Raw genomic sequence first — 24403 nt, 5'->3', positions numbered from 1 at the left:
GGTTACTTTTTATTCTGTATAGCAGGGATGTAGATGTCGAAAAATTAAAATGGATTTATATAAATATTATTTAGTTTTTGGAATCCCAGCTTTTCTTACAGGATGAGAAGTTAGCTTTTTCATAGCATATAAGACCACAATCAGAAAAACAATTGCTTCTACAAAGAAAATCCAAAAGTAATTTTGATGAAAGAGTAGAAAACTACCTACGATTGGTCCTGTACCCATTCCGATATAACGGATAAAGTTGTAGATACCAATGGCAGTTGCTCGTTCTTCTATAAATTCCTCTGTTAATAAAGTTGTATGAGTTGGCATGGATAATCCCATACTGAAACCGTATACGGATGTAATAATAATCAAGATCGGGATGCTTATATGATAGGTGAAAGAGAATAAAATTACGCATATGATATTCAAAAAGCTAGTGATAAGTAAAGCTTGTTTTGTTGTGAGTAATGTTTGCAAAAATTTGTACAAAGTTGTTTAATAAACAATTCGTTGAGAAGATGAAAATGTTAGATAATCAAAAGGAAATATTTTTCCGTTTGACGGACAAAGGAAATGAGATGTATAGAGCGCATGAAAAATTACATCAACAAGCTGAAGAGGAGTGGTTGTTACTTTTAGATAAGTACACAGAAGAGGAATTGGTATTTATTCAAAGGTTTGTAAAGGATGTAGGATTGCATTTAGATAAGTAGAAGAATAATTTTTCGTTCACACCAAGCCTTCTGAATATGGTTTCTGAAAAAACTCATATATAATAGAAAGAGATACTTCACATGGTGAATAATTAAAGAGTCAATATATAGAGAAAGAGGAGAGAAGAACATGCTTGAAAATACGGGTTTAGTATTAGAAGGCGGCGGTATGCGCGGTGTATATACTGGTGGAATACTAGAGTATTTTATGGAACAAGATTTATATTTTCCATATGTTATTGGTGTTTCAGCCGGTGCTTGTCATGCGGCGTCGTATCTTTCCAGACAAAGAAATAGAAATAAAACAGTAAATATTGATTATGCGTCACATCCGAAGTATTTATCGTATAAAAATCTATGGAAAAAGCGTCAGCTATTTGATATGGATTTCATTTTTCGTGAAATTCCAGAAAAGCATGTACCGTTTGATTTTGATACATATTTTAATAGTCCAGAGCGCTTCCTTGTAGGGACGACAGATTGCGAAACGGGACAGCCTGTTTATTTTGAAAAAGAAGGCACAAATGAAGATGCATTGAATTTATTACAAGCCTCTAGTTCCTTGCCATTTATCGCACCGATTGTAAACTATCGTGGTAAGGAATTGTTAGATGGCGGAATTTCCGATCCAATTCCAGTTCGTAAAGCACAGGAGGATGGATATAAGAAATCAGTCGTTATTTTAACGAGAAATCATGGGTACGCTAAGAAAAAATCAAAGTTTGGCTGGATTGCAGGGAAGGCGTATAAAAAATATCCAAACCTTGTGAATACGATGCTTACTCGTTATGAAATATATAATGAAACACTTCATTACATTGAAAAAGAAGAGCTAGCAGGTAATTTATTTGTTATTAGGCCAGAAGTACCACTGCAAGTAGATCGTATGGAAAAAGATACAGAAAAACTACAAAACTTATATGAGCAAGGATATAAAGATGCAAAGAGACAATTTGCAGATTTACAGGCATTTTTGCAAAGTTAAACTGAATAGGGGTTTTTTATCTATAGTGAATATGTCATATGGTATAATATGGATAAAAGTATGTAAAGGAATGATACATATGGAAAATGTATATAAAGGACTTAGACATACTGGATGTACGGCAATGATTATTTTTGGCGGGGTATTTCTACTTCGCTGGTTGATTCATGATGAAATGTTATTAGATCAACTCATTGGGTTTTGTATCGGAATGATGATGTTCATTTCTTCCTTTTTAATTCAAAAATATAGTAAAGAATTGCGAATGAATGAGAAATATTAGAAAAAGCCTTGGTTCACAAGTTCTGTGAACCAAGGCTTTTTTATTAATGCGGTAAGAAAACCAACTGATAAGCAAACAAAATTCCAAATACATACACAAGTGGATGAACAGTACGGAATTGTCCTTTTGCTACTTTCATAAGTGGATACGAAATGAATCCAAGTGCAATACCTGTTGAGATACTTGATGTAAGTGGCATGCTTAAGATTACTAAGAATGCTGGGAATGCTTCATCGAATGTATCCCAATCAATGTTACGTACAGCTCCCATCATGAGGCTGCCGACAATAATTAATGAGGGAGATGTAATTGCTGCAACACCAGAAACAGCACCTACTAGAGGGCCAAAGAATACAGCAACTGCAAATAGTACAGCCACTGTGAGTGTTGTTAAACCCGTACGTCCACCAGCTGCAACACCCGCAGATGATTCAATATATGCTGTTGATGGTGTTGTCCCAAACATAGCCCCGATTGTTGCTGAGAAAGAATCAGATAGAAGAGCTCGTCCCGATTTTGGAAGCTTGCCATCTTTCATAAATCCACCCTGATGGGCAACACCAAGTAGTGTGCCTGTTGTATCGAATAGTGTAACAAGTAAGAGCGAGAATACAACGCCGTATAATCCGTAATGAATCACATCAGAAACAGCAGTAATTGGATTTGAAACTATAATTCCTTCTGGTAATCCAGGCATTGATGTAATCCCGTTTGGAAATGTTAACTGACCTGTGAAATAAGCGATAATTCCTGTTAAGAGCATTCCGATGAATAATGCGCCGTTTACATTTAAGGACATAAGAACCAGAGTAATTCCAAGTCCAGCTAATGCTAGTAGTACAGGAGGCGAATGAAGATCTCCAAGCCCAACTAAGTTAGTTGGATGTTTTGTTACAATACCTGTTAGGCGTAAACCGATAAAAGCAATAAATAAGCCAATACCAGCAGTAATTGCGTGTTTTAAATTTTCAGGAATTGCTTCCATTAATTTTGTACGGAAAGATGTGAATGATAACAAAATTAAGATCATCCCTGCTACGAATACAGCAGAGAATGCAATTGCAAATGTCATGCCTTCATGTGCTTTTACAACAGAGTAAGAGAAGTAAGCATTTAGTCCCATACCAGGAGCGATTGCAATTGGTAAATTTGTAAAGATTGCCATAAATAATGTTCCGACAACAGCTGCAATAATTGTCGCTGTAAATGCTTGTTCAAACGGAACGCCTGCATCTCCAAGGATGACAGGGTTTACGACAATAATATATGCCATCGTTAAAAAGGTAATAATACCTGCCATGATTTCAGTTTTAATAGAAGTTTTATGCTCCGAAAGGTTAAACATATAAACATCCTTTCTTTTTTACGAATGATTTTCACAACAGTTATATATAATATTCGTTTTTTAAATATTTTGCAAGAGTTTCACAAAAAAAGTTTATGATAATTTATATTTTATGTCTTAATTTCGAATGTTAATCACGAAACTGCCTTTATATTTCGGCTTTTAACGTATAAGTACTTTTCATAATTGTGTACATGATAAGGAAGAGAAACGAGAAGGAGTTGAAATGAAGTATGACACAGCAAAAAAAGTTTTTAACATTGCCACCGCAGCATCAAAATAGACAACCGGGGATTGAAGCAGTAATGAATCCACTTCCAGAGTATGAAGACCCTAATTATCGCGGTAGTGAGAAATTAAAAGGGAAAAATGTACTTATTACAGGTGGAGATAGTGGGGTCGGAAGGGCAGTATCTATCGCTTTTGCGAAAGAAGGGGCACATATTGCTATTGCGTATTTAGATGAATTAGAAGATGCGAATGAGACAAAAAGGCTTGTTGAAAAACAAGGTGTAAAATGTATATTGCTTCCGGGGGATTTGAGTAGTGAACAGCATTGTCAGCACATTGTAAAAGAAGCAGCTTCCAAGCTGGGTGGTTTAAATATTCTTGTAAATAATGTTGCACAGCAATATCCTCAGCAAAGTTTAGAATACATTACAGCGCAGCAACTTGAAAAAACATTTCGTATTAATATTTTTTCGTATTTCCATGTTACAAAAGCGGCACTTGCACATTTAAAGCAAGGAGATGCAATTATCAATACAGCATCTATTGTTGCATATGAAGGAAATGAACAACTTATCGATTATTCTGCAACAAAGGGAGCGATTGTTGCTTTTACGCGTTCGCTTGCAAAATCATTAGTACAAAAAGGAATTCGTGTAAATGGTGTTGCACCAGGGCCAATTTGGACGCCTCTTATTCCATCAAGTTTTGATAAGAAGAAGGTATCCGAATTTGGAAGCGATGTCCCGATGAAGAGACCTGGTCAGCCATATGAATTAGCACCTGCCTATGTATATTTAGCTTCAGGAGATTCAGCATACGTATCTGGACAAATGATTCATATAAATGGCGGTGTAATTGTGAATGGATAAGCTAAATTATTCATAAGAATCGAATGCGTAGTAAAAGCTAATCGTACCATCGTATATGATGGTACTGGGGGGATATGAATGAAGAAAGTATTGTTAATGGCGATCCTCTTTTTGTGCCTACCGATGAGCGTTTTTGCTGATACAGATCATTTGATATTGATTAATCTTACGACAAATCAGTTATCTTTTTTTGAAAATGGAAACTATGTAAGAACATTCCTGGTAACAACAGGGAGGAATAGTACACCAACTCCTGAAGGAACCTTTTGTATTATTAATAAATATAAAAATAAAGAATATCATCGTAAAAGAATTCCTGGTGGTGCACCCAATAATCCGCTTGGAACACGGTGGCTTGGATTAAATGAAAAAGAATATGGGATTCATGGAACGAATCGTGAAGGAACGATTGGAAGAAGAGAATCAAATGGTTGTATCCGGATGCATGACAGAGATATACAGTGGCTATATGACAAGGTAGCATTGCAAACAAAAGTAATTATTTCGCGGTTTCATACATCTCCAGAATATGCAGCTTATAAGCTTGGATATCGTGTTATAAGTTGGAATGGACGGAAAGTGGATGAAGAGCAGATTGGAATGCTGACACTTGTAGATCGCGTGAATATATACTGGCAAGAACCAAATGGGCAATTAACAAAAGTAAAAACTGTATTGCCGAATGAACGCTATGCAGTGTATTCCCAAAGGAAAGGACACTATTATATAGGGAATAATTTGTATATTATAGATAAAACAGGAGAAAAAATTCGCTATGAACAATTACCTTATTCTATTTTAAGCAATATATACAAAAGAAAATATAATGTTCAGTGATAGCTACCGTAAATAGGCGGTAGCTTGTTTATTAGTAGGCCTCCCAATCGCAACTATTGTGCTTTGTTGAATATAATACAGTACAGATTGGGGGCGGTTATTTTATGAGGAAAGGGAATAGCGAATTTGCCTTTAAACTCTTTTTAATAACAAGCGGTTTATTTATTGTTTATTTGTATGTATCATTTTTGTTTTTTCTGTATATACCTTATATCGATTTAATCCTGTTAATCGGCTTTATTTGGTCCTTTATTAAAGCGAGAGAGGGAGAAGAGGGGATATATCGCCAAATCACTTTATGGGGAACAGTTTTTATATTGATTGTGTATATGCTTATCATGCATGATACTTGGAAATATGGATTCATTATGATGTGAAAGTTAAATGAAAAGAGATTGGTTGTATCTATTAAAGGTGGAATGAGAAAAAATCCCCATCTCCTGTTGAGATGAGGATTTTTGAGTTAATATTTTGGTCTAAACGTTTGGCAACACGTTTCAACACTTGTTACCACGGAACTTTCGAGTGTTTCACCTGTGAAAGCCGCATTTGTATAAGAATCATCGCCTGATGGATTCGTATTTTGGTCATCAGGCTGAACAAAGATTGCATTTGCTTGACAAAAGTTGCCTTGTCCCCAAAATGAACAGTTGGAAACAGAACATCGTACTTCTGGCATAAAATCCCCTCCTTATACATTAGTGTGGGATTTTACACCCGTTTCATGTATAGAGGAAGTTTCCTTTTCTTGTTACTTTTTAGTTTCTTTAAACCATTTTTCAAAAGCACCTTTTGGTTGATCGCCTGTAATACGACTTACTTCTTTACCTTCTTTATAATGAATAATTGTTGGTGTACCTTCAATTTTAAATTCATCCCAAACAACATCAGGTTCTTTTTCAATATCAATTACCTTCATGTCAACATTCAAATCTTTTGCAAGAGGTACAACGATAGGAGACACTTTTTTGCAATGAATACAATCTGTTTGGTAAAAGTAGATGGTTTGATCTTTTTTATCCGCTATATTTTTACGAAGATCCTCAAGAGAAATTGTATTTGCATAGTAATTTTCTTCACTTTTTGCTTCACTTTTCACTTCGTTGCTTGTTTTATTTTTATCTTCCATGTTTGTTACAGCCCAAATAGCTGCAAATAGGACGATAATGATACCGCCAAATATAAGCATCTTTTTCATGATTGCATCTCCTTATTTGTTTTTGATGACAATAAAGCTACAAACAGCAATTGTAATAAATCCGATTAACGCTAAAAATGGGATTGTGATGAAACCAAACCAGTTAATGTATTCTCCCGTACAAGGTATACGTCCACAAGCTGCACCTGCCGCTGAGAATGCAGAGACTTTTTGAATGGCATAGTGATATAAAGAAATACAGGCACCAATACTAGCGATTGGTAAGGAATAAGAAGCGATGCGATAGTCTTTTTTTACTACAGCAATGCCAAGCCATAAAACAAATGGATACATAAAAATGCGTTGATACCAACAAAGTACACAAGGTTCAAACTTCATGATTTCGGAAAAATATAAGCTTCCCAGTGTAGCGATAAAAGAAGCCCCCCAAGCAGTTAACAAAGCATATTCTTGTTTTTTCTCACGGTTCATGTTTTTACCTCTCTTATAATAGTTACATACTAAATTATAGTATGAAGGCAGCAAGAAAATAAAGAGAAAATATTTTTATCAAGAAAAGTTTTATAAGTGGAAATGAAAAAACAAGGTGTATAAAGCGTGTTTTTAAAAGCGATTTTCGGCTTTTATTACATTGAAAAAGGTTTTTTACAGCCCATTGGCAATGTAATGATACAGAAAAATAAGTATAAAAGTCTATGCAACTCATCACGCCCGACAAAAATTACAAATAGGTATATGGAAAAATATTCAAAAAGCGCTATTCTCAAAAGAGAATAGCGCTTTATTTAAATTTGTACTTGCTCTATTTCTTCTACATGTGACTTTTGAGAGGCGTGGTCAATATATTGAAATAGAAGCTGCAGTTGCTGATCTACTTCTTGTAGTTCTGTACTGTATTTATAAGCGTGTAAAAAATGTTCAATTCGCTTAGAAAACAATTGATCATCAGTTTGTACCATTAAAACAAGCAACTTGTCCCAATTACAACAATACGTGTAATAGAGAGCTTTATCGTAGTCGTTATATGTGTACATTGTGAACCCTCCTTACTGAGGAGTTACATATAGTGTATGACAAGTGAGAAGAAATACACGTGAAAGAATTTGTTAAGGAAAATGTTGAGTAGAAATAAAAAAACGAGGAACTTCCTCGTTTTTAAGATTTTGGCATTGGGGTAGGCGTTGGTTTTGCATAACCTTCTTTATATTTGTCATCAATGTAGTTTCTAATTTCAAGGGTGGATTTGCCTTTTTGCTTCATAGAGGCAGACTCAGCTGCAATCTCTAAACAGTTCACACATGTTGTTGCGTGAGAGTCCCAAACAACTTCTCCATTTGCCTTGATTTCTTGGATAAAACAATTTTTATTGCTTTTATGCCCGACACTTTCTCCGCATCCACAGTAACAAGGTATCCAATTTAATAATTCCGCATTTTTCCCAGCAACCGCATAAATTTCCTTCATTTGAGGATCTAGTTTGTCCAGAAATGTTGGTAGTGTGTCAATTCCTTTTGTTGTTTCTTGGATGTCACCTTGCTGTACGTGGTGTGAGGCATGTTCTTCTTTTGACTCAGAAGATTGCTTTTTATCAGCCGCACCGCAACCAGAAAGGATAAGGCTAGTTATTACAACGAGAGAAGATAAATGTTTTTTCATATACTTTTCCCCTTTGCTTTTCTGTTGGTAAAAATTGTATCAGACTCTCTAGTGCTTTCCTATCATGAAGTTAAAAAATAAATGGATATAATACATACCAGATTAGGATAAAAAGGAAGGGCATTCAATAAAATGCACCTTCCTTTTCATGTTTAGTTTGCTCTATTTTCTTTTACAGATTGTAATAATTTCATCATTTCTGTTCGGATATCCTCTTTCTTAACATTTAATTTTTCCGCGATTTGTTTGACATGCATGCCATCTTTTTTCATTTTCAACACATCATTGAGCGGCGTATTACTTTTTTGGGCAATGATTGTTAAAACAGCAAGCTGGCGTAAGCCAATATGATAGTCTTTCATCGTTTGTTTCATTTGATCAGGTGTAGATTTTTGCATTTCTGCGATTTTTTGTAGTAATGCTTGTTTCGTTTCCTTACTCATATGATGTTTATGCAATTTCTTTGGATCTACACCAAAATGCTGTGCGGTTTTTTTCCAAGATTTATTTTCTTTATAGTAAGATAAAACGTCTTTAATATCCTTTTTACTAATCTTTGCAATGTGTGCTGCTTTCAAAATATCATGTTTTTTGTATCCTTGCTTTTCAAGTGACTGTATTTGTTCTTCTGAGATTAGCTTATGATGATGCATCACAACTTCTTTTTGTGTAGCAGCTGCAGCTGGAAAAACGGATACCCCACAGAGTAGTGCAGCCATAGTCATACTTAATGCAATTTTTTTGTACATAAAAACCCCTCCTAATTGGATAAAATGGAAAACGTTACATATAGCATGTCCGTAATTTATGAAAAACTTGTGAACATTTCAAGTTTTTTTATTCACAATGCAGGAGCGATTTTTTTGTTTGTTTCCCGACATAAAACATTGATTAATGATAGAAAACTACGTTATAATTGAAATTGAAAATCAATATCGATTATAAACTTATACATATATACATCCATTTTAATGTTTCGACATCTAAATCCCTGCTATGTAGAAGAAAAAGTAACCTACACTCGTTTGCTCTTTCTGTTTTTACTTCGCATGTGGTAGAAAAGGGCCCTGACCGCTTCTATGCATGGCCAGATGCTCTCTTCCACCTAAAAAGAGGGGTTTTATGTCGGTTTTTTAAATACATATAGACGAAAATAAGGGAGAGAAATAATATGACTACATATGCTTCCATTGCAAATATTATTAGGGAAAGAAGATCTATTCGTACATTTACAGATAAAGCAGTAGAAAAAGAATTGTTAATTGAATTATTAAATGACGCAACGTGGGCGCCAAACCATCGTCATCGCGAACCTTGGCAATGTAAATTATTTATTGGAGAAGGGCGTAAGAAATTAGTGGCTGCTGTGTTACATTCTTTTACAGAGGAAGAAAGAGCAAAACGAGGTGAAATGTTATCTAATCGTTTTCTAAGTACACCAGCTCAAATTGTTGTTTATATGGATGAAGATCCACGTCAATTGCAGCGGGATGAAGACTACGCAGCAGTATGTGCATTTATGCAGAACTTCCAATTACTTGCGTGGGAACGAGGACTAGGTTGTGTTTGGAAATCAGGTGGATTAATTTATAATCCATTATTTATAGAAGGAATTGGATTAGCAAAAGGACAACGTATTGTTGGAATTCTTCATATTGGTTATTTTGATAAGGCACCAGAAGGAAAAGTACGTACACCGATTGAGGAGAAATTAGAAATGATTGAGGATTAATAAGAGAGAAATGTTATTTTGCTCAGAAAAAACATACTTGGATTTTGAGAGTGTTTTGTAACTTAGGGTATGTTTCTCTTAATCGTGCTATAAATGCATCTTGATTTTGCTGTGTTTAGTCTTCATGAAAGCTTGTTTTTCTTCATACACTTTCATAAGGGAAGGTGTAAGGAGGGAAAAAAGATGAGAAGTAGTGAGGATCAAGCATTGCAATATGCAATTGCGGAAATTACGGAAATCGCCACAGGATTTGGATTAGATTTTTACCCGATGCGTTATGAAATTTGTCCAGCGGATATTATTTATACATTCGGTGCATATGGGATGCCAACGCGCTTTTCGCATTGGAGTTTTGGAAAGCAATTTTATAAGATGAAACTTCACTATGATTTAGGACTGAGTAAAATATATGAGCTTGTGATTAACTCTGATCCGTGTTATGCATTTTTATTAGATACAAACTCACTCATTCAAAATAAGCTTATTGTTGCTCACGTATTGGCACATTGTGATTTCTTTAAAAATAACATTCGGTTTTCAAATACGAAACGCGATATGGTGGAAAGTATGGCGGCAACTGCGGAGAGAGTTAAAAATTATGAGCATAAATACGGAAAAGCAGAAGTTGAAACGTTTTTAGATGCGGTGTTGGCTATTCAAGAGCACATTGACCCTTCACTTATGAGACCAAAGCTGTCGTGGAGTGCAGATGATCAAGAAGAAGAAAAAATAAGAAAGGCTTCCACGCCATACGATGATTTATGGAACTTAGAGGATCGAAATAAGAAACGTGAATTACCTAATGTGCGGAAAAAAAGAAAAATTCCGCCGCAACCAGAAAAAGATTTACTTCTCTTTATTGAACAATATAGCCGCGAACTAGAAGAGTGGCAACGTGATATATTAACGATGATGCGGGAAGAGATGTTGTATTTTTGGCCGCAGCTTGAAACGAAAATCATGAACGAAGGCTGGGCTTCGTACTGGCATCAACGCATACTCAGAGAAATGGATTTAACATCCGATGAAGCAATTGAATTTGCCAAACTAAATGCAGGGGTTGTTCAGCCGTCAAAAACAAGTATTAATCCATACTACCTCGGTATTAAAGTTTTTGAAGATATTGAAGAACGTTACAATAATCCAACTGAAGAAATGAAGCGGCAAGGCATAAAGCCGAATTCGGGAAGAGAGAAAATCTTTGAAGTGCGCGAAATTGAATGGGATGTATCGTTCCTTAGAAATTACTTAAACAAAGAACTTGTCATGCGTGAAGATATGTACTTATTCCAGCGCCAAGGGAAAGAGTATAAAGTAATTGACAAAGAATGGAAAAACGTTCGTGATCAGCTCGTAAACACGCGTACAAATGGTGGGTTTCCATATTTAGTGGTTGAAGATGGAGATTATTTAAAGAACGGAGAACTGTATATTAAGCATTGTTATGAAGAAATTGAGCTTGATTTAAAATACTTAGAGAAAGTACTGCCATATATTCATCAGTTATGGGGGAGAACGGTCCATATGGAATCTGTTGTGGAGAGTAAAGGGGTAGTCTTTTCCTATGATGGGAAGATGGTGCATCGGAAGTATGTGTAATAGGGAAAGCCACTATGTATATGTAGTGGCTTTTTCGGTGTTAGAAAGGGTTGCTTTTATGTAATTAATCATGTTCTTATTAAGACAGGAACATCAATTTCATGATTAGTCCTTCCTTAACGTTATCTTTCATTTAATGGATAATATGTTTAATTCATTACATGTGATTTTCTATCTAATCTTGTTTCAATTTTGTGAACGAGTATAAATTTGAAGGCTTATATATTGTTATTATATCTTTTTATGTTTATTATATACCTATACAGGTATATGTAATTTAAACTAATGCATATCTGTATGCAGAAAACGAAAAGAAAAAAATAATTATGGAGGTTAGGGAAAGATGAGTAAAAAAATTGTTGTAGTCGGTGGGGTTGCAGGCGGAGCATCAGTGGCAGCACGTCTTCGTCGTTTAAGTGAAGATGATGAAATTATTATGTTCGAGCGAGGGGAGTATATTTCATTTGCAAACTGTGGATTGCCATATTACATTGGCGGTGTGATTCAAGAGCGCCAGAAATTGTTAGTACAAACCGTTGAAAAGATGTCAAAGCGCTTTAATTTAGATATTCGTGTGTTAAGTGAAGTGATAAAAATCAATAAAGAAGAAAAAACTATTGTTGTTAAAAATGTAATGACAAATGAAACGTACAAAGAGTCGTATGATATTTTAATTCTTTCACCAGGATCAAAACCCATTGTGCCGCCTATACCGGGAATTGAAACAGCAAAGGCATTGTTTACATTACGAAATGTACCGGATACAGATCGTATTAAAGGATATATTGATGAGAATAAACCGCGTCATGCTACTATCATTGGCGGAGGATTTATTGGTGTTGAAATGGCTGAAAACTTGAGAGAAAAAGGAATTGATGTAACTCTTATTGAGATGGCAAATCAAGTAATGCCGCCAATTGATTATGAAATGGCATCATATGTACATGAACATATGACAAATCATGGTGTTCAGCTTATTTTAGAAGATGGGGTAGAGGCTTTTGAAGAAGGTGGAGCAGTTTTACGCTTAAAAAGCGGTTCGAAAATGAATACAGATATGGTTATTCTATCTATTGGTGTTCAGCCAGAAAGTAGTTTAGCAAAGGAAGCAGGACTAGAACTTGGGGTACGCGGAACAATTAAAGTAAATGAAAAACTACAAACGTCGGATTCCTCTATTTATGCCATTGGTGATGCAATTGAAGTGAAAGATTTTGTAACAAAAGCAGAGACAATGATTCCGTTAGCGTGGCCGGCAAATCGTCAAGGGCGGATGTTAGCTGATATTATTCATGGGGATATAGACTCTGTATATAAAGGAACAATGGGAACAGCAATTGCCAAAGTATTTGAATTAACAGTAGCTTCAACAGGTGGGAATGAAAAGGTATTACAGCGTTTAGATATACCCTATGAGGTAGTACATGTACAAGCAAATTCTCATGCTGGTTATTATCCAAATGCATATCCTATTTTATTAAAATTAATTTTTAATAAAGAGACAGGAGAAATCTATGGTGCACAAGCTGTAGGGCGTGATGGTGTGGATAAACGTATAGATGTAATTGCAACGGCAATGAAAGCTAAGCTAAAGGTAATGGATTTACCAGATTTGGAACTAGCATACGCACCGCCGTATTCTTCTGCAAAAGATCCAGTAAACATGGTGGGGTATGCTGCAAGTAATATAATTGATGGGCTGGTAGATACAGTACAATGGCATGAAATTGATCATATTGTTGAAAAAGGCGGATATTTAATTGATGTTCGTGAACCCAATGAGTTGAAACAAGGGATGATTAAGGGATCAATTAATATTCCATTAGATGAATTACGTGACAGATTGGATGAAATTCCAGTAAATGAAGAAATATATATTACATGCCAGTTAGGTATGAGGGGGTATGTTGCTGCACGTATATTAATGGAAAAAGGATATAAAGTGAAGAATGTAGATGGTGGTTTTAAATTGTATGGAACGGCTTTACCAGACCGTGTTGTATATTAATGTCTCAAAAAGCCCTACCATCATAGGTAGGGTTAAACTTAAAATACAAAATAAGACTTTACAATATACCCTAAAGGGTATATGATGGTGTTGCCAGTTCAAATAAGAAATTAAATCATAATACTGTAAAAGTTATTTTTTACATGAGACATATCGATTTATATAACGAGGTGATAGTGCATTGGAATATAATCAAGATATTAAAAACAGGCTCAAGCGGATTGAAGGACAAATTCGCGGTGTACTTCGAATGATTGAAGAGGAAAAAGATTGTAAAGAGGTTATTACACAGTTAACTGCATCACGTTCTGCGTTAGATCGTGCCATTGGATTAATTGTAGGAACAAACTTGGAAAAATGTTTACGCGACCAATTTGAAAAAGGCGATACATCAAATGAAGATTTAATTAAAGAGGCTGTACAATTACTTGTAAAAAGTAGATAATCTGTCAAACGAATGTGTTGGCAGATTTTAAAAATCATTTTGTTATACCCCTATAGGTATGTAGGGTGAGGATACGGGAGGAATAAAACATGAGTATAAAAGTTGATACAATTTTAGATTGCACAGGGTTATCATGCCCAATGCCAATCGTAAGAACAAAAAAAGCAATGGATGCTTTACAGTCCGGAGAAGTGCTAGAGGTTCACTTAACAGATAAAGGTGCGATAAAGGATATTCCAGCTTGGTCACAAACAGGTGGACACGAAGTATTGCAGCATATAGAAGAAAACGGTGTATTAAAGTTCTGGATTAAAAAGGCGTAAAGAAGTATGAGTGATATAGAGAAAGATTGAAGGAGAGTGTTTATGAGTGCAAATGTCGTATTAAATATGCTTTTAATTATACTCGTTGCTTGGTTTATCATTTCTCGTTTCTTACCAGTTAAGGGCGTTAAAAATATAAATGGAAAAGAGCTAAAAGCCGCGCTTCATAAAAAAAATAACCAATTCATTGATGTTCGTACACCGAGTGAATTTAGAGGGAATCATATTCAAGGTTTTCGGAATATCCCGCTGAATGAGTTGATGCAGAAAGTGAATCACTTAGATAAAAACAAAGAAGTGATTGTTATATGCCAAAGTGGAATGAGAAGTAAACAAGCAGTAAAAATGTTAAAAAAATTAGGGTTTCAACATATTACAAATGTCTCAGGTGGTATGAACGCTTGGAGCTAAGGAGGTAATTACAAATGAAAGAAATTACAGCAAAAGAAGTCGAACATAAACTTATGAATGATGAAGTATTGAACATTATTGATGTCCGTGAAGTAGAAGAGGTAGCAGAAGGGAAAATTCTAGGAGCTCTTCATATTCCACTTAGGTTATTAGAATTTCGCATGCATGAATTAGATAAAAACAAAGAATATATTATGGTATGTCTTTCTGGCGGTAGAAGTTCAAGAGCTGTTCAATTTTTAGAAAACCACGGCTTTCAAGTAATAAATATGACAGGTGGTATGTTAGTGTGGGAAGGTAAGACAGAATAAATTCATGATGGTGGAGATTACTTGTATAAATAAATAGTTTTTTTACCTTACCAAATACCCTGGTGGGTAATTGGCGCGGAGGGAGCCAACATGACACAAAAGAAAAAAACAACGATCGTTTTGTTTAGTGGAGATTATGACAAGGCGATGGCAGCTTATATTATTGCAAATGGCGCAGCAGCGTATGATCAGGAAGTAACCATTTTTCATACATTTTGGGGATTGAATGCACTTCGGAAAGATGAACATATAGAAGTAAAGAAAAATTTTTTAGAAAAATTGTTTGGAAAGATGATGCCGCGTGGTGCAGATAAGATGGGCTTATCAAAAATGAATTTTGCAGGCATGGGACCTAAAATGATGAAACAGGTTATAAAAAAGCATAATGCAATGTCACTTCCAGAGTTAATTGATATGGCAAAAGAACAAGGGATTAAACTTGTAGCTTGTCAAATGACAGTGGATTTATTGGGGCTAAAAGAGGAAGAAATTATGGAAGATGCGGAGTTTGCAGGAGTAGCAGCGTATTTAGCAGATGCTTCTGAAGGAAATGTGAATTTGTTTATATAAACATGAGCGTCAGTGTTACTTCAGTTTGTGAGGTACTGTTCCTTCAAGATAAGCTAACACTACTTCTAATTTGTCTTTCAATTGATATTTAACCAAAAAACTGCCCCAAATTGTTAGGTTGTGTCTAACAATTTGGGGCAGTTCAGTTTTTATTACCTGTAAACGTTAAGACCAAATGACCTTCATTAATTTTTCATATTCATCATTAGCCAATTTGTAGAGCATTCTAGTATGCTCAAAGACAAGAGCAGGGTTAAAATGCGGCTCGGAAAAGACGAGAGAAGTGGAAATATCGATAGCGTCTCTATTATTAAGTGTAAATTTTGCGAATCTGTAGGCCATGTTTAGCTCGTTGATTATATGTAAAACGTCATTTTTAGATGTAGACTCAGATAATTGTGCGACATTGAAGCAATATACGTCCACGGTAGGATGATCGCTATGGAAAGCAGCAATAAGACGGATTTGTGCACCGCTTTCTGTCTCTAAGTTGACTGCGAAAAATACAGAACCATCATTTTCATCTACATTTTCTTCCATATATATATCATTGGATTTTAGGTAATCTTTAAAGTCTGAAATGTTGTGTTTTACTGCGGCTTTCATATGTAAGTGCCTCCTGTTAATTGGAATTGATTTCTATAATTTATTATAATTTAAAGATATTAAAAATGATAGTTTAAAAAGTTAGAATTTTCCTTATATATAAATCCATTTTAATTTTTCGTTATTCAAATCCCAGCTATACAGAATAAAAAGTAACCTACACTCGTTTGCTCTTTCTGTTTTTACTTCGCATGTGGCAGAAAAAGGTCCTGACCGCTTCTATGCATGGCCAGATGCTCTCTCCCATCTAAAAAGAGAGATTCTATGTTGGTTTTTTAATTGATGTATATATAAATAAGAAACCCAGTTCTACCTCCATAGAACTGGGTTTCTCATTAATTATCACTAGAGTTTGTTTCTGTATCTTCTTTGTTACTGCTATCGTTCTGTTTTTTATTATCCGATTTATTTTTGTTTTGGCTATCAGATTTAGAGTGTTGTGTTTTTTCTGAACTTGTTTTTTCTGAATCTGTTTTTTCCGAACCTGTTTTTTTCTTGTCTGAGTCAACTTTTTTATATTCAGGTAGTCCAAGATGAGTACGCAGCTGATTTGTTAAGTTGGTTAATTCTTTTTCATCTGGCATGTAGTAATACGTACGTCCATCACCAGCAGAACGACTGCATGTATCGTCACCTTTTGCCATGTAACAGTCCGAACCTTCAATTTGTAATTTTTCAATTGAAGAGTCTGCACCGTATTTATAGAATGATAACATATCATCAAATGTTAAGTTTGTAACGAATTGTCCGTTAATATCGTCGATAATATTACCTACTTTTGTTACAGAGTCAAGGCTTGTTAACTTTTTCAGAATCGCTTCAATAACAAGTTGTTGACGTTGTCCGCGCATTGCATCACTGTCAATATGGCGTGTTCTAGCAAGTGCAAGAGCTTCTTCACCATTTAACTTTTGTACGCCTTTTTCCAGATGGATAGCCTCGGCATTATCGCTGCTATCTTGTTCTGTAAATTCAATAGGTACATCTACTTCAATACCACCTAAATCGTCAACAATTTTTATAAATGATTTGAAGTTGAATTTTACAAAGTAGTCTACAGGTACATTCATTAATTTTTCAACTGCATCAATACTTGCCTGTGGTCCACCATTTTTTCCGTTTTTAGCAGAGCCATATGCATGTGCATGTGTAATTTTATCGCTTTTCTTTTCTATTGGAATATAAGTATATGTGTCTCGTGGAATACTTAAAAGTTTTACAGTTTTACTATCTTTATTAAAAGTTGCAAGTAACAGTGCATCTGTCCGTATCGCAGCACCGTATTCTTTACCGCGGGTATCGCTTTCATCAACGCCCATTATTAGTACAGATACGTTATTAGAAATAGGTTTTACTGCTTTATCACGTAAATCTGATTTATCACCGCGCTCTAAATCGTGAGCGGCATTTCGAACAGCAGAAGATGCTTTATTTACTAAAAACCAAGTATAACCGCCTCCTATTAGTAAAACTAATACAAGGACACTTATAATAATTTTTGTTTTTTTCTTTACTTTTTTCTTTGTACTTCGTGTATTTTCTTGCAAAGATCGGTTTTGATCCATTTCATATACTCCTTCATTTGGATTGAAATACGACACTCATATCAACTAATTATAATGAAATTTGGCGAAAAAGAACATTACAAATCATTTACATTTCGCCAAATTTCAATTTATTATATAAAAAGTCAGATTTATTAATTGTGTTTTTGAGACGTAAACCAAGTATAATTTGTTTTACTAGAAATGAAAATAAAAATAATAGAGAAGTATAATTTGTTGAAATATGTTATACATCAATTAAAAAACAGACATAAAATCCCTCCTTTTGGCCATGAATAGAAGCGGTCAAAGCCTTTTTCTACCACATGCGAAGTAAAAACAGAAAGAGCAAACGAGTGTAGATTACTTTTTATTCTGCATAGCAGGGATTTAGATATCGAAAAATTATATAAGAAGACGTTTAAATAGCTTACGTCAATAGAAAAAAGACGCCTTATAAAAGCGTCTCTTTTCTATTATAATGTTTGTTTTAATGCGAATTTTCCTTGTTCACCTAAAACGCCATCTGCAATATTTACAGCATGATCACCGATACGCTCTAAGTTGCTCACCATATCAACAAAGATAATGCTTGCATCTCCTGAGCAGCTACGTTCATTTAGACGAATGACGTGGCGTTTACGCAATACGCGCTCCATTTGATCAATTTTACGTTCTTTTGTAATGACTGTTTGTGCCAGTTTAGTATCAAAGTTTGTTAAGGCGCCAATTGCATCTTGTAATGTTGAAATTGTTAATTCAAGCATTTCATTTAGTTCCGCCATTGCTTCATCTGATAGTTTGACGCGATTAGAAATTTGGGAGTCTACAAGCTCTACAACGTTTTCTACATGGTCTCCAACGCGTTCAATATCTCCGACAACAGATGCTAAGGCAGAATGTTTTTCGGAATCCGCTGGTGAAAGTGGTTTTTCAGAAAGTAATACTAAATACTCAGTAATTCTTTTATCTAAATTGTTAATAGCGCCCTCTAATTGAGTTGCCATATCAGCATGTTTCTTTTCTTTCGTATTTAAAAATTGATTTGCTTCTTTTAAGCCTTGTAGTGAGAACTCTGCCATACGAATAATCTCTTTTTGTGCTTCTGTTAAGGCGATGGCAGGAGATTGTTCAATAAAGATTGGATTTAAGTGCTTCGGTTTAAAATCAATCGCAGCATCTTCTCCGCGAATGATTTTTGTTACAATCCACGCTAGTGCTGCAATAAATGGGAACTGAATGATTGTATTTGTTACATTGAATGTTCCATGTGCAAAAGCAATTGTCATTTCTGGATTTAAATGTAATGCGTCCTGCAAATATTGAATCAAATTTGTAAACGGTACTAATAGAATAGTAAAGATGATCGTACCAACGACGTTAAAGATAACGTGAACTAATGCCGCTCGTCTTGCTGCAATAGAAGTACCGATTGCTGCTAATACAGCAGTAATTGTTGTTCCGATATTGTCACCAAATAATACAGGAAGTGCAGCTTGTAAATCGATTGCACCTTGACCGAATAATTCTTGTAAGATCCCAATTGTTGCACTTGAACTTTGTACAATTAAAGTAAATACTGTACCTACAATAACGCCTAGAAAAGGGCTATCGCTCATACTAACTGTTAATTCTTGGAATGATTCTAGAGAACGTAATGGCTTCATACCTGTGCTCATTAATTCTAAACCGAAGAATAACATACCAAATCCGAATACAACTTGTCCTACAGATTGTACTTTTTTATTTTTAAAGAAGAATAATAGAATTGCTCCAACTGCCATAATTGGAAGAGCATATTCTCCAACTTTAATTCCGATAATAAATGCTGTAACGGTCGTTCCAATGTTTGCACCCATAATAACACCAATTGCTTGTCTTAGTGTCATAAATCCAGCACTGACAAGTCCGACTGTTAAAGCTGTTGTTCCTGAACTAGATTGAATAAGTACGGTAACTAACATACCAGCTAGTACACCCATAAGTGGGTTGGTTGTGAAGCGATCGAGAATATCGCGAAGACGATCTCCGGCTGCTTGTTGCAGTCCATCTCCCATATATTTAATCCCGAATAAGAAAATACCTAATCCACCAATAAACTGGAAGATCATGTCTTGAACATTAAATTCCACACATTCCACTCCTTAAATTTCATGTACTGTGTAATTATTAACTGAACTTTGAGTAGCTGTAAACGAATTCCTTATAGAATTTACACTAAATTTACAAAACGATAAAAAGTTTACATTTATTTAAAGAAACCCCTGGATTTAATTGGTTTTAATGGGTTATGTAGTATATTTTGTGAAAAAGAAACATTTTATTTAATAGTAGAAAAAATAAATGATGTTTAAAAAATAGTGAAGGAAAAGAAGGAAGAACAATAAGAAAAGCTGCTGAATCATCCAGCAGCTTTTTCATGTTTTTTGTCCATCTGTTTTTGCTTTCGTATATTTGTAATGTAAATAAAAAGGAAAGCAATCAATAACACAGAGGAATAACGATATACGGTTGCATAATCTGTAAAGTGGGCAATAAATCCAAATATGATTGCTCCAGCACCGATTCCAAGATCGAATGCAGAGAAGAATGTTGCCGTAGCAACGCCGCGTCTGTGCGGGGATACCCGGTCAATCATCCATGCTTGCAAGGCAGGTTGAATCGCCCCGAATCCACTGCCATAACAGCTAGCAGCGATAATTAAACTTGGTATTGTTGTTGTATAGGATAAAAGGATAATTCCTGAAAATGTTAAAAGAACACCGGGAATAATAACAAATGTATGACCTTTTGCATCATATAATTTTCCGGAAAATGGACGAGTTACAGCGATTGCAAGTGCATTAAATAAGAAGAAAAGACTAATATCAGTGATTCCGACTTGTGTAGCGAATAACGTGATGAAACTGCCGATACCACCATACATAAGTGTAATACATAATATTAATAATGAAGGAAGTAAAGCTTTTTTCTCAATGAAGCCATCTAAAAACGTTTCAGGCGTTTGGGAAGGTGGTAGCTTCGTTACTTTGATTTTCAGTAGCTTTGTTAATATTAACGAAATAACTGTGCAAGATAGGGCACATAGAAAAAGAACGGTAAAGTTATAAGTTTGCATAAGCCATAATCCGATGAGAGGACCAAGTGCCATGGCCATTGTTCCAGAGAGACCGAAGTATCCCATTCCTTCACCACGGCGGGCAGGCGGAATTAAGTCAGAGACGATTGTACCATATGTCGTAGTTGTGATACCGAAACCTGTTCCGTGTAAAATACGGACGGCAAGTAGAAGGAAGACAGTTGAAGCAAAAAGATAACTGCCCATAGCAAGTAAACAAACAGCAGTTCCGGTCATTAAAATGATTTTTTTATTAAACTTCTGTAGTGCATTTCCTGTTAATGGTCGAATAAAAAGTGCTGCAACAGTAAACACGCCAACAACAAACCCAATATTTGAACTCGTGCCACCAATTTCTTTCACGTAAACAGGTAAAGTTGGAATTAACATTTGAAAGCCTAAAAACATACATAAGTTTGCTAGAATGAGCGCAACAAACTCTTTTGTCCATAATGGTTCTCGTTTTACGAGTATTGCTTCTCCCATATATTCATCCCCTATATAATTTTTTCTCTGTTCTTTCGAGTATATGTAGTGGTCAATGTAACAGTCAAGAAAGTTGAATTGGAATTGTATAACAATTTTAGGGTGAAATAAAAACAGCCACCCGTTTATNNATAAACGGGTGGCTGTTTTTGTTTATTCATATCGTAAACATTCGATTGGATCGAGCTTCGCAGCTTTATTAGCTGGCAGTAAACCAAATAGAATACCGATTAGCATAGAAAGTGCGACAGAGATAAGCCCTAGTTTTACTGAGACAACAAGTGGCCATCCAGCAAACATAGCAACAATCCAGGCGAAGAAAATACCGAGCATAAATCCAATGGATCCGCCTAATGCTGTTAAAATACAAGATTCAATTAGGAATTGCGTTAATACTTTTCCGCGCGTTGCACCGAGTGCTTTACGGACTCCGATTTCACGTGTACGCTCTGTTACTGATACAAGCATGATATTCATAACGCCGATACCACCAACAAGTAGTGAAATAGCGGCAATACCACCGAATACACCTTTTAAGATACCAGTAAAGTTATCAATCTCTTTTAATGCTTCTTGTGGATCTGGTACTTTGAATTTTCCAGTGTGCTCTGGTTTTTTCGCATCATTTAATGATTTTACGACTGCATCTTGTACAGCTTGCTTATCTTGACCAGGAGCAATTTTTACTGTCATACCATCATAGTTGTTTTTACCAAATAGAATAGGCCAGTTTTCTGCGGAGATGATACCTTCTTTAAATTCCACGCCACCCATCATTGCTTTGGTGGAATATACACCGACTACTTTGTAAGGTGTACCTTTCATATCTATATATAAGTTTGGCTCCCATGAAGAGAACAATTTATTGAATGCCCCTTTATTTAATACAATTGTATGTTCTGGTTTATCTAAATCGGCAGCTGTTAAAAATCGGCCGTGTTCAAGTTGAAATCTAGATGTATCCTCAAAATAATCTCCTTTCGCACCAATTACATCAAGATCCAATTCCTTTTTTCCTGCATATACTTTTTCTTTTCCCCTAACGTCTGGATACACTTCTTGAACACCAGAAATTTTTGAGATATTGTCATACATACTTGCAGATATTTTTCCATCCATATCCGAATAATCTTCTGTTCTGTAATTTATCGAAAACTGATCTTTCTTTTCTTTTCCTATTTGTTCACGGAACTTTGCATTTGTTCCGTCTCCGATTGAGATAATGGTAATAATAGCACTAACCCCAATAATAATCCCCAGCATCGTTAAAACGGAACGCATTTTATGAGCGAAGATAGAGGAAATGGCCATACGTATATTTTCACTTAAGTTCAAAATTAACCTCTCCAATCTTGGACGATATTTCCGTCACGAATTACAATTTGGCGTGCTGCCGCTTCCCCAATTTCACGATCATGGGTAATCATAATGATTGTCGAGCCTTGTTTGTTTAATTCGTAAAAGAGGTCCATAATTTGTTGACTTGTTTTTGTATCGAGTGCACCAGTTGGTTCATCAGCTAAAATGAATTTTGGATTATTCACGATTGCACGCGCAACAGCAACACGCTGTTTTTGTCCGCCAGATAATTCATTTGGCAAATGCGTGGCACGGTCTGCTAAACTTACTTTTGTTAATGCTGCTAGCGCACGTTCGCGACGTTCTTTTTTATCTACTCCAGCATAAATTAAAGGTAATTCTACATTTTGTAATGCTGTAAGACGAGGGAGCAGCATGAAGTTTTGGAATACAAATCCGATTTCTTTATTACGAATATGAGCTAGTTCCGTTTCAGACATATTTGAAATGTTCTGTCCAGCTAATGAATAAGTACCTGCTGTTGGCTTATCTAAACAACCGATGATATTCATTAATGTGGATTTACCAGAACCAGATGGTCCCATAATGGAAGTAAATTCACCTTGGTTAAGCGTTACATCGATGCCATGCAATATTTGAACTGTTTCTTCACCGTTTTGAAAGGATTTCGTGATGCCTCTTAAGTCAATCATTGAACAGTAACCTCCATGCCATCTTTTAAATCTTTTTCTGGTTTAGAGATGATCTGTTCTCCTTTGTTCACACCAGAAACTTTTGCTTCGCTATCTGTTTCGAATTCAACAGTTACTGGTTGTTCTTTTGCTTTCCCATCTTTCACGATGAATACAACATTTTTATCTCCTTTTTTCACAATACTGCTTTTTGGAATCACTGTACCAGTTGCTTGACCGGACTTGCTTGTTACATATACATGGAATCCATTTTGCAATCCCTCACTATTATTTAATGTAACGGTAAATTGATAGTTAGAGGTTGTTTTATTTTCATCCATAGTTTTTACTGGAGTTGTGCCGATTTCTGTCACTGTACCTGACCAATTTTTCCCTGGGACTGTTTTAGATGTAACGGTCACTTCTTGCCCAACTTTTACATGAGCTAGTTCGTATTCTGATAATTGTCCTTTTACTTTTAGAGGGCCAGCAGTACGAAGCGTAATACCACTCATACCTGTTTTTGCATCAGCATTCTTTACAATATCTTCAATTGTGCCGTCAGCTGGACTTGTTACAGAAAGTGTATTTAGTTTTTCTTTGTTTGCTTGAATCATTTGCGTTGCTTTTTCAACCTCAAATTTTTTCATTTCAAGCTGAGCTTCAAGTTGCTGGATATCGGTTTCTGATGCTTTTAACATTTCCTGTGGTGCACCAGCATCTTTATTTTTTTGTAATTTTTGTTTTGCTGTATCAATTTGTTTCTTTAATAATGTTACCTCTTTATCGGCTAAATTCTTTTGCATTTCTGCTTCGGTAACACCTAGCTTCATAGTAGGATCATTGTATTTAAAGAGAAGTTGTCCTTTTTTGACTTCATCTCCTTTTTTTACAGCTAGTTCATACGTGCCTTTTGATGGATCAAATGGAATTGTTTCAATTCCATTTGGAATAACTTCACCACCGAATTTTTGTGCATTTTCAATTTGTTTTTCTGTTACTTTATAACCGCTATATGCCATAGCTACGTTAGATCCGCCGCCAGCAAAAGCAAAGTATGAACCTGCCGCAATTCCAATTGCTACTACACTAGTAATTAACACTTTATTTTTCTTCTTCATTTATTTATCACCTTTTCGCTCGTTTTTGTATCTGTTTTAAGTATAGAAGAGTGAAAGAATGTGACAAAT

At 35.4% G+C, this 24403-nt stretch carries 27 protein-coding genes and 2 pseudogenes; 14 read left to right on the top strand and 15 right to left on the bottom strand.

Going from position 1 to position 24403, the window contains the following annotated elements; all coding sequences use genetic code 11:
- Nucleotides 1-66: 66 nt before the first annotated feature.
- Nucleotides 67-477 (bottom strand): annotated as a pseudogene (locus tag COO03_RS01135) (MFS transporter); the annotation flags it as partial.
- Here COO03_RS01135 and COO03_RS01130 point away from each other — a divergent pair.
- The 3 genes and pseudogenes from COO03_RS01130 to COO03_RS01120 form a co-directional block, all read left to right on the top strand.
- A pseudogene (locus COO03_RS01130) lies at nt 465-704 on the top strand (MarR family transcriptional regulator); the annotation flags it as partial. The pseudogenes COO03_RS01135 and COO03_RS01130 sit on opposite strands and share 13 nt — an antisense overlap.
- Before the next feature lie 130 nt (nt 705-834).
- Nucleotides 835-1689, top strand: coding sequence for a patatin-like phospholipase family protein (locus tag COO03_RS01125; RefSeq protein ID WP_097894638.1), 855 nt, complete (start codon nt 835-837; stop codon nt 1687-1689).
- Nucleotides 1690-1759: 70 nt separating this feature from the next.
- Complete coding sequence (locus COO03_RS01120) at nt 1760-1972, top strand: hypothetical protein (RefSeq protein ID WP_141523292.1); 213 nt, start codon at nt 1760-1762, stop codon at nt 1970-1972.
- A 43-nt stretch (nt 1973-2015) separates the two neighbouring features.
- Here COO03_RS01120 and COO03_RS01115 read toward each other — a convergent pair whose 3' ends face one another.
- Nucleotides 2016-3317, bottom strand: coding sequence for an NCS2 family permease (locus tag COO03_RS01115; protein ID WP_097894637.1), 1302 nt, complete (start codon nt 3315-3317; stop codon nt 2016-2018).
- A 233-nt stretch (nt 3318-3550) separates the two neighbouring features.
- Between COO03_RS01115 and COO03_RS01110 the strand changes: the two genes are divergently transcribed.
- From COO03_RS01110 to COO03_RS01100, 3 genes are all read left to right on the top strand, one after another.
- The gene (locus COO03_RS01110; RefSeq protein WP_097894636.1) at nt 3551-4417 is read left to right on the top strand and encodes an SDR family oxidoreductase; all 867 of its coding nucleotides are present in this window, start codon (nt 3551-3553) and stop codon (nt 4415-4417) included.
- 78 nt (nt 4418-4495) lie between these two features.
- On the top strand, nt 4496-5254 hold the full coding sequence (locus tag COO03_RS01105) for a L,D-transpeptidase (protein ID WP_097894635.1): 759 nt from the start codon (nt 4496-4498) through the stop codon (nt 5252-5254).
- 104 nt (nt 5255-5358) lie between these two features.
- Complete coding sequence (locus COO03_RS01100; RefSeq protein WP_097894634.1) at nt 5359-5631, top strand: hypothetical protein; 273 nt, start codon at nt 5359-5361, stop codon at nt 5629-5631.
- Between the two features lie 86 nt (nt 5632-5717).
- Here COO03_RS01100 and COO03_RS01095 read toward each other — a convergent pair whose 3' ends face one another.
- From COO03_RS01095 to COO03_RS01065, 6 genes are all read right to left on the bottom strand, one after another.
- Entirely contained in the window at nt 5718-5933 is a 216-nt protein-coding gene (locus tag COO03_RS01095; RefSeq protein WP_097894633.1) for a DUF1540 domain-containing protein, read from the bottom strand.
- 72 nt (nt 5934-6005) lie between these two features.
- Nucleotides 6006-6452 (bottom strand): thioredoxin family protein, encoded by a 447-nt coding sequence (locus COO03_RS01090; protein WP_097894632.1) that lies wholly within the window; start codon nt 6450-6452, stop codon nt 6006-6008.
- Between the two features lie 12 nt (nt 6453-6464).
- The gene (locus tag COO03_RS01085) at nt 6465-6884 is read right to left on the bottom strand and encodes a disulfide formation protein C (protein ID WP_097894631.1); all 420 of its coding nucleotides are present in this window, start codon (nt 6882-6884) and stop codon (nt 6465-6467) included.
- Between the two features lie 314 nt (nt 6885-7198).
- The gene (locus COO03_RS01075; protein ID WP_097894629.1) at nt 7199-7447 is read right to left on the bottom strand and encodes a YhdB family protein; all 249 of its coding nucleotides are present in this window, start codon (nt 7445-7447) and stop codon (nt 7199-7201) included.
- Nucleotides 7448-7568: 121 nt separating this feature from the next.
- Nucleotides 7569-8069 carry a PCYCGC motif-containing (lipo)protein gene (locus COO03_RS01070; RefSeq protein WP_097894628.1) on the bottom strand — a complete coding sequence of 167 codons (501 nt, stop codon included), beginning with the start codon at nt 8067-8069 and terminating at the stop codon, nt 7569-7571.
- 152 nt (nt 8070-8221) lie between these two features.
- Nucleotides 8222-8818: a hypothetical protein gene (locus COO03_RS01065; protein WP_141523291.1), complete on the bottom strand. Its 597-nt coding sequence runs from the start codon at nt 8816-8818 to the stop codon at nt 8222-8224.
- Between the two features lie 422 nt (nt 8819-9240).
- Between COO03_RS01065 and COO03_RS01060 the strand changes: the two genes are divergently transcribed.
- The 8 genes from COO03_RS01060 (at nt 9241) to COO03_RS01025 (ending at nt 15468) form a co-directional block, all read left to right on the top strand.
- Nucleotides 9241-9801 carry a nitroreductase family protein gene (locus tag COO03_RS01060; protein ID WP_097894626.1) on the top strand — a complete coding sequence of 187 codons (561 nt, stop codon included), beginning with the start codon at nt 9241-9243 and terminating at the stop codon, nt 9799-9801.
- 183 nt (nt 9802-9984) lie between these two features.
- Entirely contained in the window at nt 9985-11400 is a 1416-nt protein-coding gene (locus COO03_RS01055; RefSeq protein WP_097894625.1) for a SpoVR family protein, read from the top strand.
- 343 nt (nt 11401-11743) lie between these two features.
- The gene (cdr, locus tag COO03_RS01050; RefSeq protein ID WP_097894624.1) at nt 11744-13408 is read left to right on the top strand and encodes a CoA-disulfide reductase; all 1665 of its coding nucleotides are present in this window, start codon (nt 11744-11746) and stop codon (nt 13406-13408) included.
- A 181-nt stretch (nt 13409-13589) separates the two neighbouring features.
- Nucleotides 13590-13853 (top strand): metal-sensitive transcriptional regulator, encoded by a 264-nt coding sequence (locus COO03_RS01045; RefSeq protein ID WP_097894623.1) that lies wholly within the window; start codon nt 13590-13592, stop codon nt 13851-13853.
- Nucleotides 13854-13942: 89 nt separating this feature from the next.
- Nucleotides 13943-14176 carry a sulfurtransferase TusA family protein gene (locus COO03_RS01040; RefSeq protein ID WP_097894622.1) on the top strand — a complete coding sequence of 78 codons (234 nt, stop codon included), beginning with the start codon at nt 13943-13945 and terminating at the stop codon, nt 14174-14176.
- A 42-nt stretch (nt 14177-14218) separates the two neighbouring features.
- Nucleotides 14219-14587 carry a rhodanese-like domain-containing protein gene (locus COO03_RS01035; protein ID WP_097894621.1) on the top strand — a complete coding sequence of 123 codons (369 nt, stop codon included), beginning with the start codon at nt 14219-14221 and terminating at the stop codon, nt 14585-14587.
- A 14-nt stretch (nt 14588-14601) separates the two neighbouring features.
- Nucleotides 14602-14898: a rhodanese-like domain-containing protein gene (locus COO03_RS01030; protein ID WP_097894620.1), complete on the top strand. Its 297-nt coding sequence runs from the start codon at nt 14602-14604 to the stop codon at nt 14896-14898.
- A gap of 90 nt (nt 14899-14988) precedes the next feature.
- Nucleotides 14989-15468, top strand: a complete 480-nt coding sequence (locus tag COO03_RS01025) for a DsrE/DsrF/DrsH-like family protein (protein WP_097894619.1) — start codon at nt 14989-14991, stop codon at nt 15466-15468.
- Between the two features lie 165 nt (nt 15469-15633).
- Here the strand turns inward: COO03_RS01025 and COO03_RS01020 are convergent, their stop codons facing one another.
- The 7 genes from COO03_RS01020 to COO03_RS00990 all read right to left on the bottom strand — a co-directional run bounded on the left by COO03_RS01020 (nt 15634) and on the right by COO03_RS00990 (nt 24334).
- Entirely contained in the window at nt 15634-16074 is a 441-nt protein-coding gene (locus COO03_RS01020; RefSeq protein ID WP_097894618.1) for a hypothetical protein, read from the bottom strand.
- Nucleotides 16075-16409: 335 nt separating this feature from the next.
- Complete coding sequence (locus COO03_RS01015) at nt 16410-17675, bottom strand: LCP family protein (RefSeq protein WP_097894617.1); 1266 nt, start codon at nt 17673-17675, stop codon at nt 16410-16412.
- Between the two features lie 419 nt (nt 17676-18094).
- Nucleotides 18095-19750, bottom strand: a complete 1656-nt coding sequence (locus COO03_RS01010; RefSeq protein WP_097894616.1) for a Na/Pi cotransporter family protein — start codon at nt 19748-19750, stop codon at nt 18095-18097.
- Between the two features lie 269 nt (nt 19751-20019).
- Nucleotides 20020-21222, bottom strand: a complete 1203-nt coding sequence (locus COO03_RS01005) for an MFS transporter (RefSeq protein WP_097894615.1) — start codon at nt 21220-21222, stop codon at nt 20020-20022.
- Nucleotides 21223-21375: 153 nt separating this feature from the next.
- Nucleotides 21376-22557 (bottom strand): ABC transporter permease, encoded by a 1182-nt coding sequence (locus tag COO03_RS01000; protein WP_097894614.1) that lies wholly within the window; start codon nt 22555-22557, stop codon nt 21376-21378.
- A 2-nt stretch (nt 22558-22559) separates the two neighbouring features.
- Nucleotides 22560-23234: an ABC transporter ATP-binding protein gene (locus tag COO03_RS00995; protein ID WP_097894613.1), complete on the bottom strand. Its 675-nt coding sequence runs from the start codon at nt 23232-23234 to the stop codon at nt 22560-22562.
- Nucleotides 23231-24334 (bottom strand): efflux RND transporter periplasmic adaptor subunit, encoded by a 1104-nt coding sequence (locus COO03_RS00990; protein ID WP_097894612.1) that lies wholly within the window; start codon nt 24332-24334, stop codon nt 23231-23233. The genes COO03_RS00995 and COO03_RS00990 overlap by 4 nt, the downstream gene beginning before the upstream one ends.
- Nucleotides 24335-24403: the final 69 nt, after the last annotated feature.

The sequence above is a fragment of the Bacillus sp. AFS098217 genome (genome assembly GCF_002551815.1).
Lineage (GTDB): Bacteria > Bacillota > Bacilli > Bacillales > Bacillaceae_G > Bacillus_A.
The sequence above is the reverse complement of the archived record's forward strand: the minus strand, read 5'-3'. Positions and strand labels throughout refer to the sequence as shown.

Coding starts and splice junctions, on each gene's coding strand:
- COO03_RS01020 (WP_097894618.1), bottom strand. CDS start 16,074: ATGAAAGCCGCAGTAAAACACAACATTTCAGACTTTAAAGATTACCTA.
- COO03_RS01125 (WP_097894638.1), top strand. CDS start 835: ATGCTTGAAAATACGGGTTTAGTATTAGAAGGCGGCGGTATGCGCGGT.
- COO03_RS01030 (WP_097894620.1), top strand. CDS start 14,602: ATGAAAGAAATTACAGCAAAAGAAGTCGAACATAAACTTATGAATGAT.
- COO03_RS01035 (WP_097894621.1), top strand. CDS start 14,219: ATGAGTGCAAATGTCGTATTAAATATGCTTTTAATTATACTCGTTGCT.
- COO03_RS01100 (WP_097894634.1), top strand. CDS start 5,359: ATGAGGAAAGGGAATAGCGAATTTGCCTTTAAACTCTTTTTAATAACA.
- COO03_RS01065 (WP_141523291.1), bottom strand. CDS start 8,818: ATGTACAAAAAAATTGCATTAAGTATGACTATGGCTGCACTACTCTGT.
- COO03_RS01040 (WP_097894622.1), top strand. CDS start 13,943: ATGAGTATAAAAGTTGATACAATTTTAGATTGCACAGGGTTATCATGC.
- COO03_RS01085 (WP_097894631.1), bottom strand. CDS start 6,884: ATGAACCGTGAGAAAAAACAAGAATATGCTTTGTTAACTGCTTGGGGG.
- COO03_RS00990 (WP_097894612.1), bottom strand. CDS start 24,334: ATGAAGAAGAAAAATAAAGTGTTAATTACTAGTGTAGTAGCAATTGGA.
- COO03_RS01115 (WP_097894637.1), bottom strand. CDS start 3,317: ATGTTTAACCTTTCGGAGCATAAAACTTCTATTAAAACTGAAATCATG.
- cdr (WP_097894624.1), top strand. CDS start 11,744: ATGAGTAAAAAAATTGTTGTAGTCGGTGGGGTTGCAGGCGGAGCATCA.
- COO03_RS01005 (WP_097894615.1), bottom strand. CDS start 21,222: ATGGGAGAAGCAATACTCGTAAAACGAGAACCATTATGGACAAAAGAG.
- COO03_RS00995 (WP_097894613.1), bottom strand. CDS start 23,234: ATGATTGACTTAAGAGGCATCACGAAATCCTTTCAAAACGGTGAAGAA.
- COO03_RS01105 (WP_097894635.1), top strand. CDS start 4,496: ATGAAGAAAGTATTGTTAATGGCGATCCTCTTTTTGTGCCTACCGATG.
- COO03_RS01060 (WP_097894626.1), top strand. CDS start 9,241: ATGACTACATATGCTTCCATTGCAAATATTATTAGGGAAAGAAGATCT.
- COO03_RS01055 (WP_097894625.1), top strand. CDS start 9,985: ATGAGAAGTAGTGAGGATCAAGCATTGCAATATGCAATTGCGGAAATT.
- COO03_RS01025 (WP_097894619.1), top strand. CDS start 14,989: ATGACACAAAAGAAAAAAACAACGATCGTTTTGTTTAGTGGAGATTAT.
- COO03_RS01120 (WP_141523292.1), top strand. CDS start 1,760: ATGATACATATGGAAAATGTATATAAAGGACTTAGACATACTGGATGT.
- COO03_RS01075 (WP_097894629.1), bottom strand. CDS start 7,447: ATGTACACATATAACGACTACGATAAAGCTCTCTATTACACGTATTGT.
- COO03_RS01095 (WP_097894633.1), bottom strand. CDS start 5,933: ATGCCAGAAGTACGATGTTCTGTTTCCAACTGTTCATTTTGGGGACAA.
- COO03_RS01090 (WP_097894632.1), bottom strand. CDS start 6,452: ATGAAAAAGATGCTTATATTTGGCGGTATCATTATCGTCCTATTTGCA.
- COO03_RS01110 (WP_097894636.1), top strand. CDS start 3,551: ATGACACAGCAAAAAAAGTTTTTAACATTGCCACCGCAGCATCAAAAT.
- COO03_RS01070 (WP_097894628.1), bottom strand. CDS start 8,069: ATGAAAAAACATTTATCTTCTCTCGTTGTAATAACTAGCCTTATCCTT.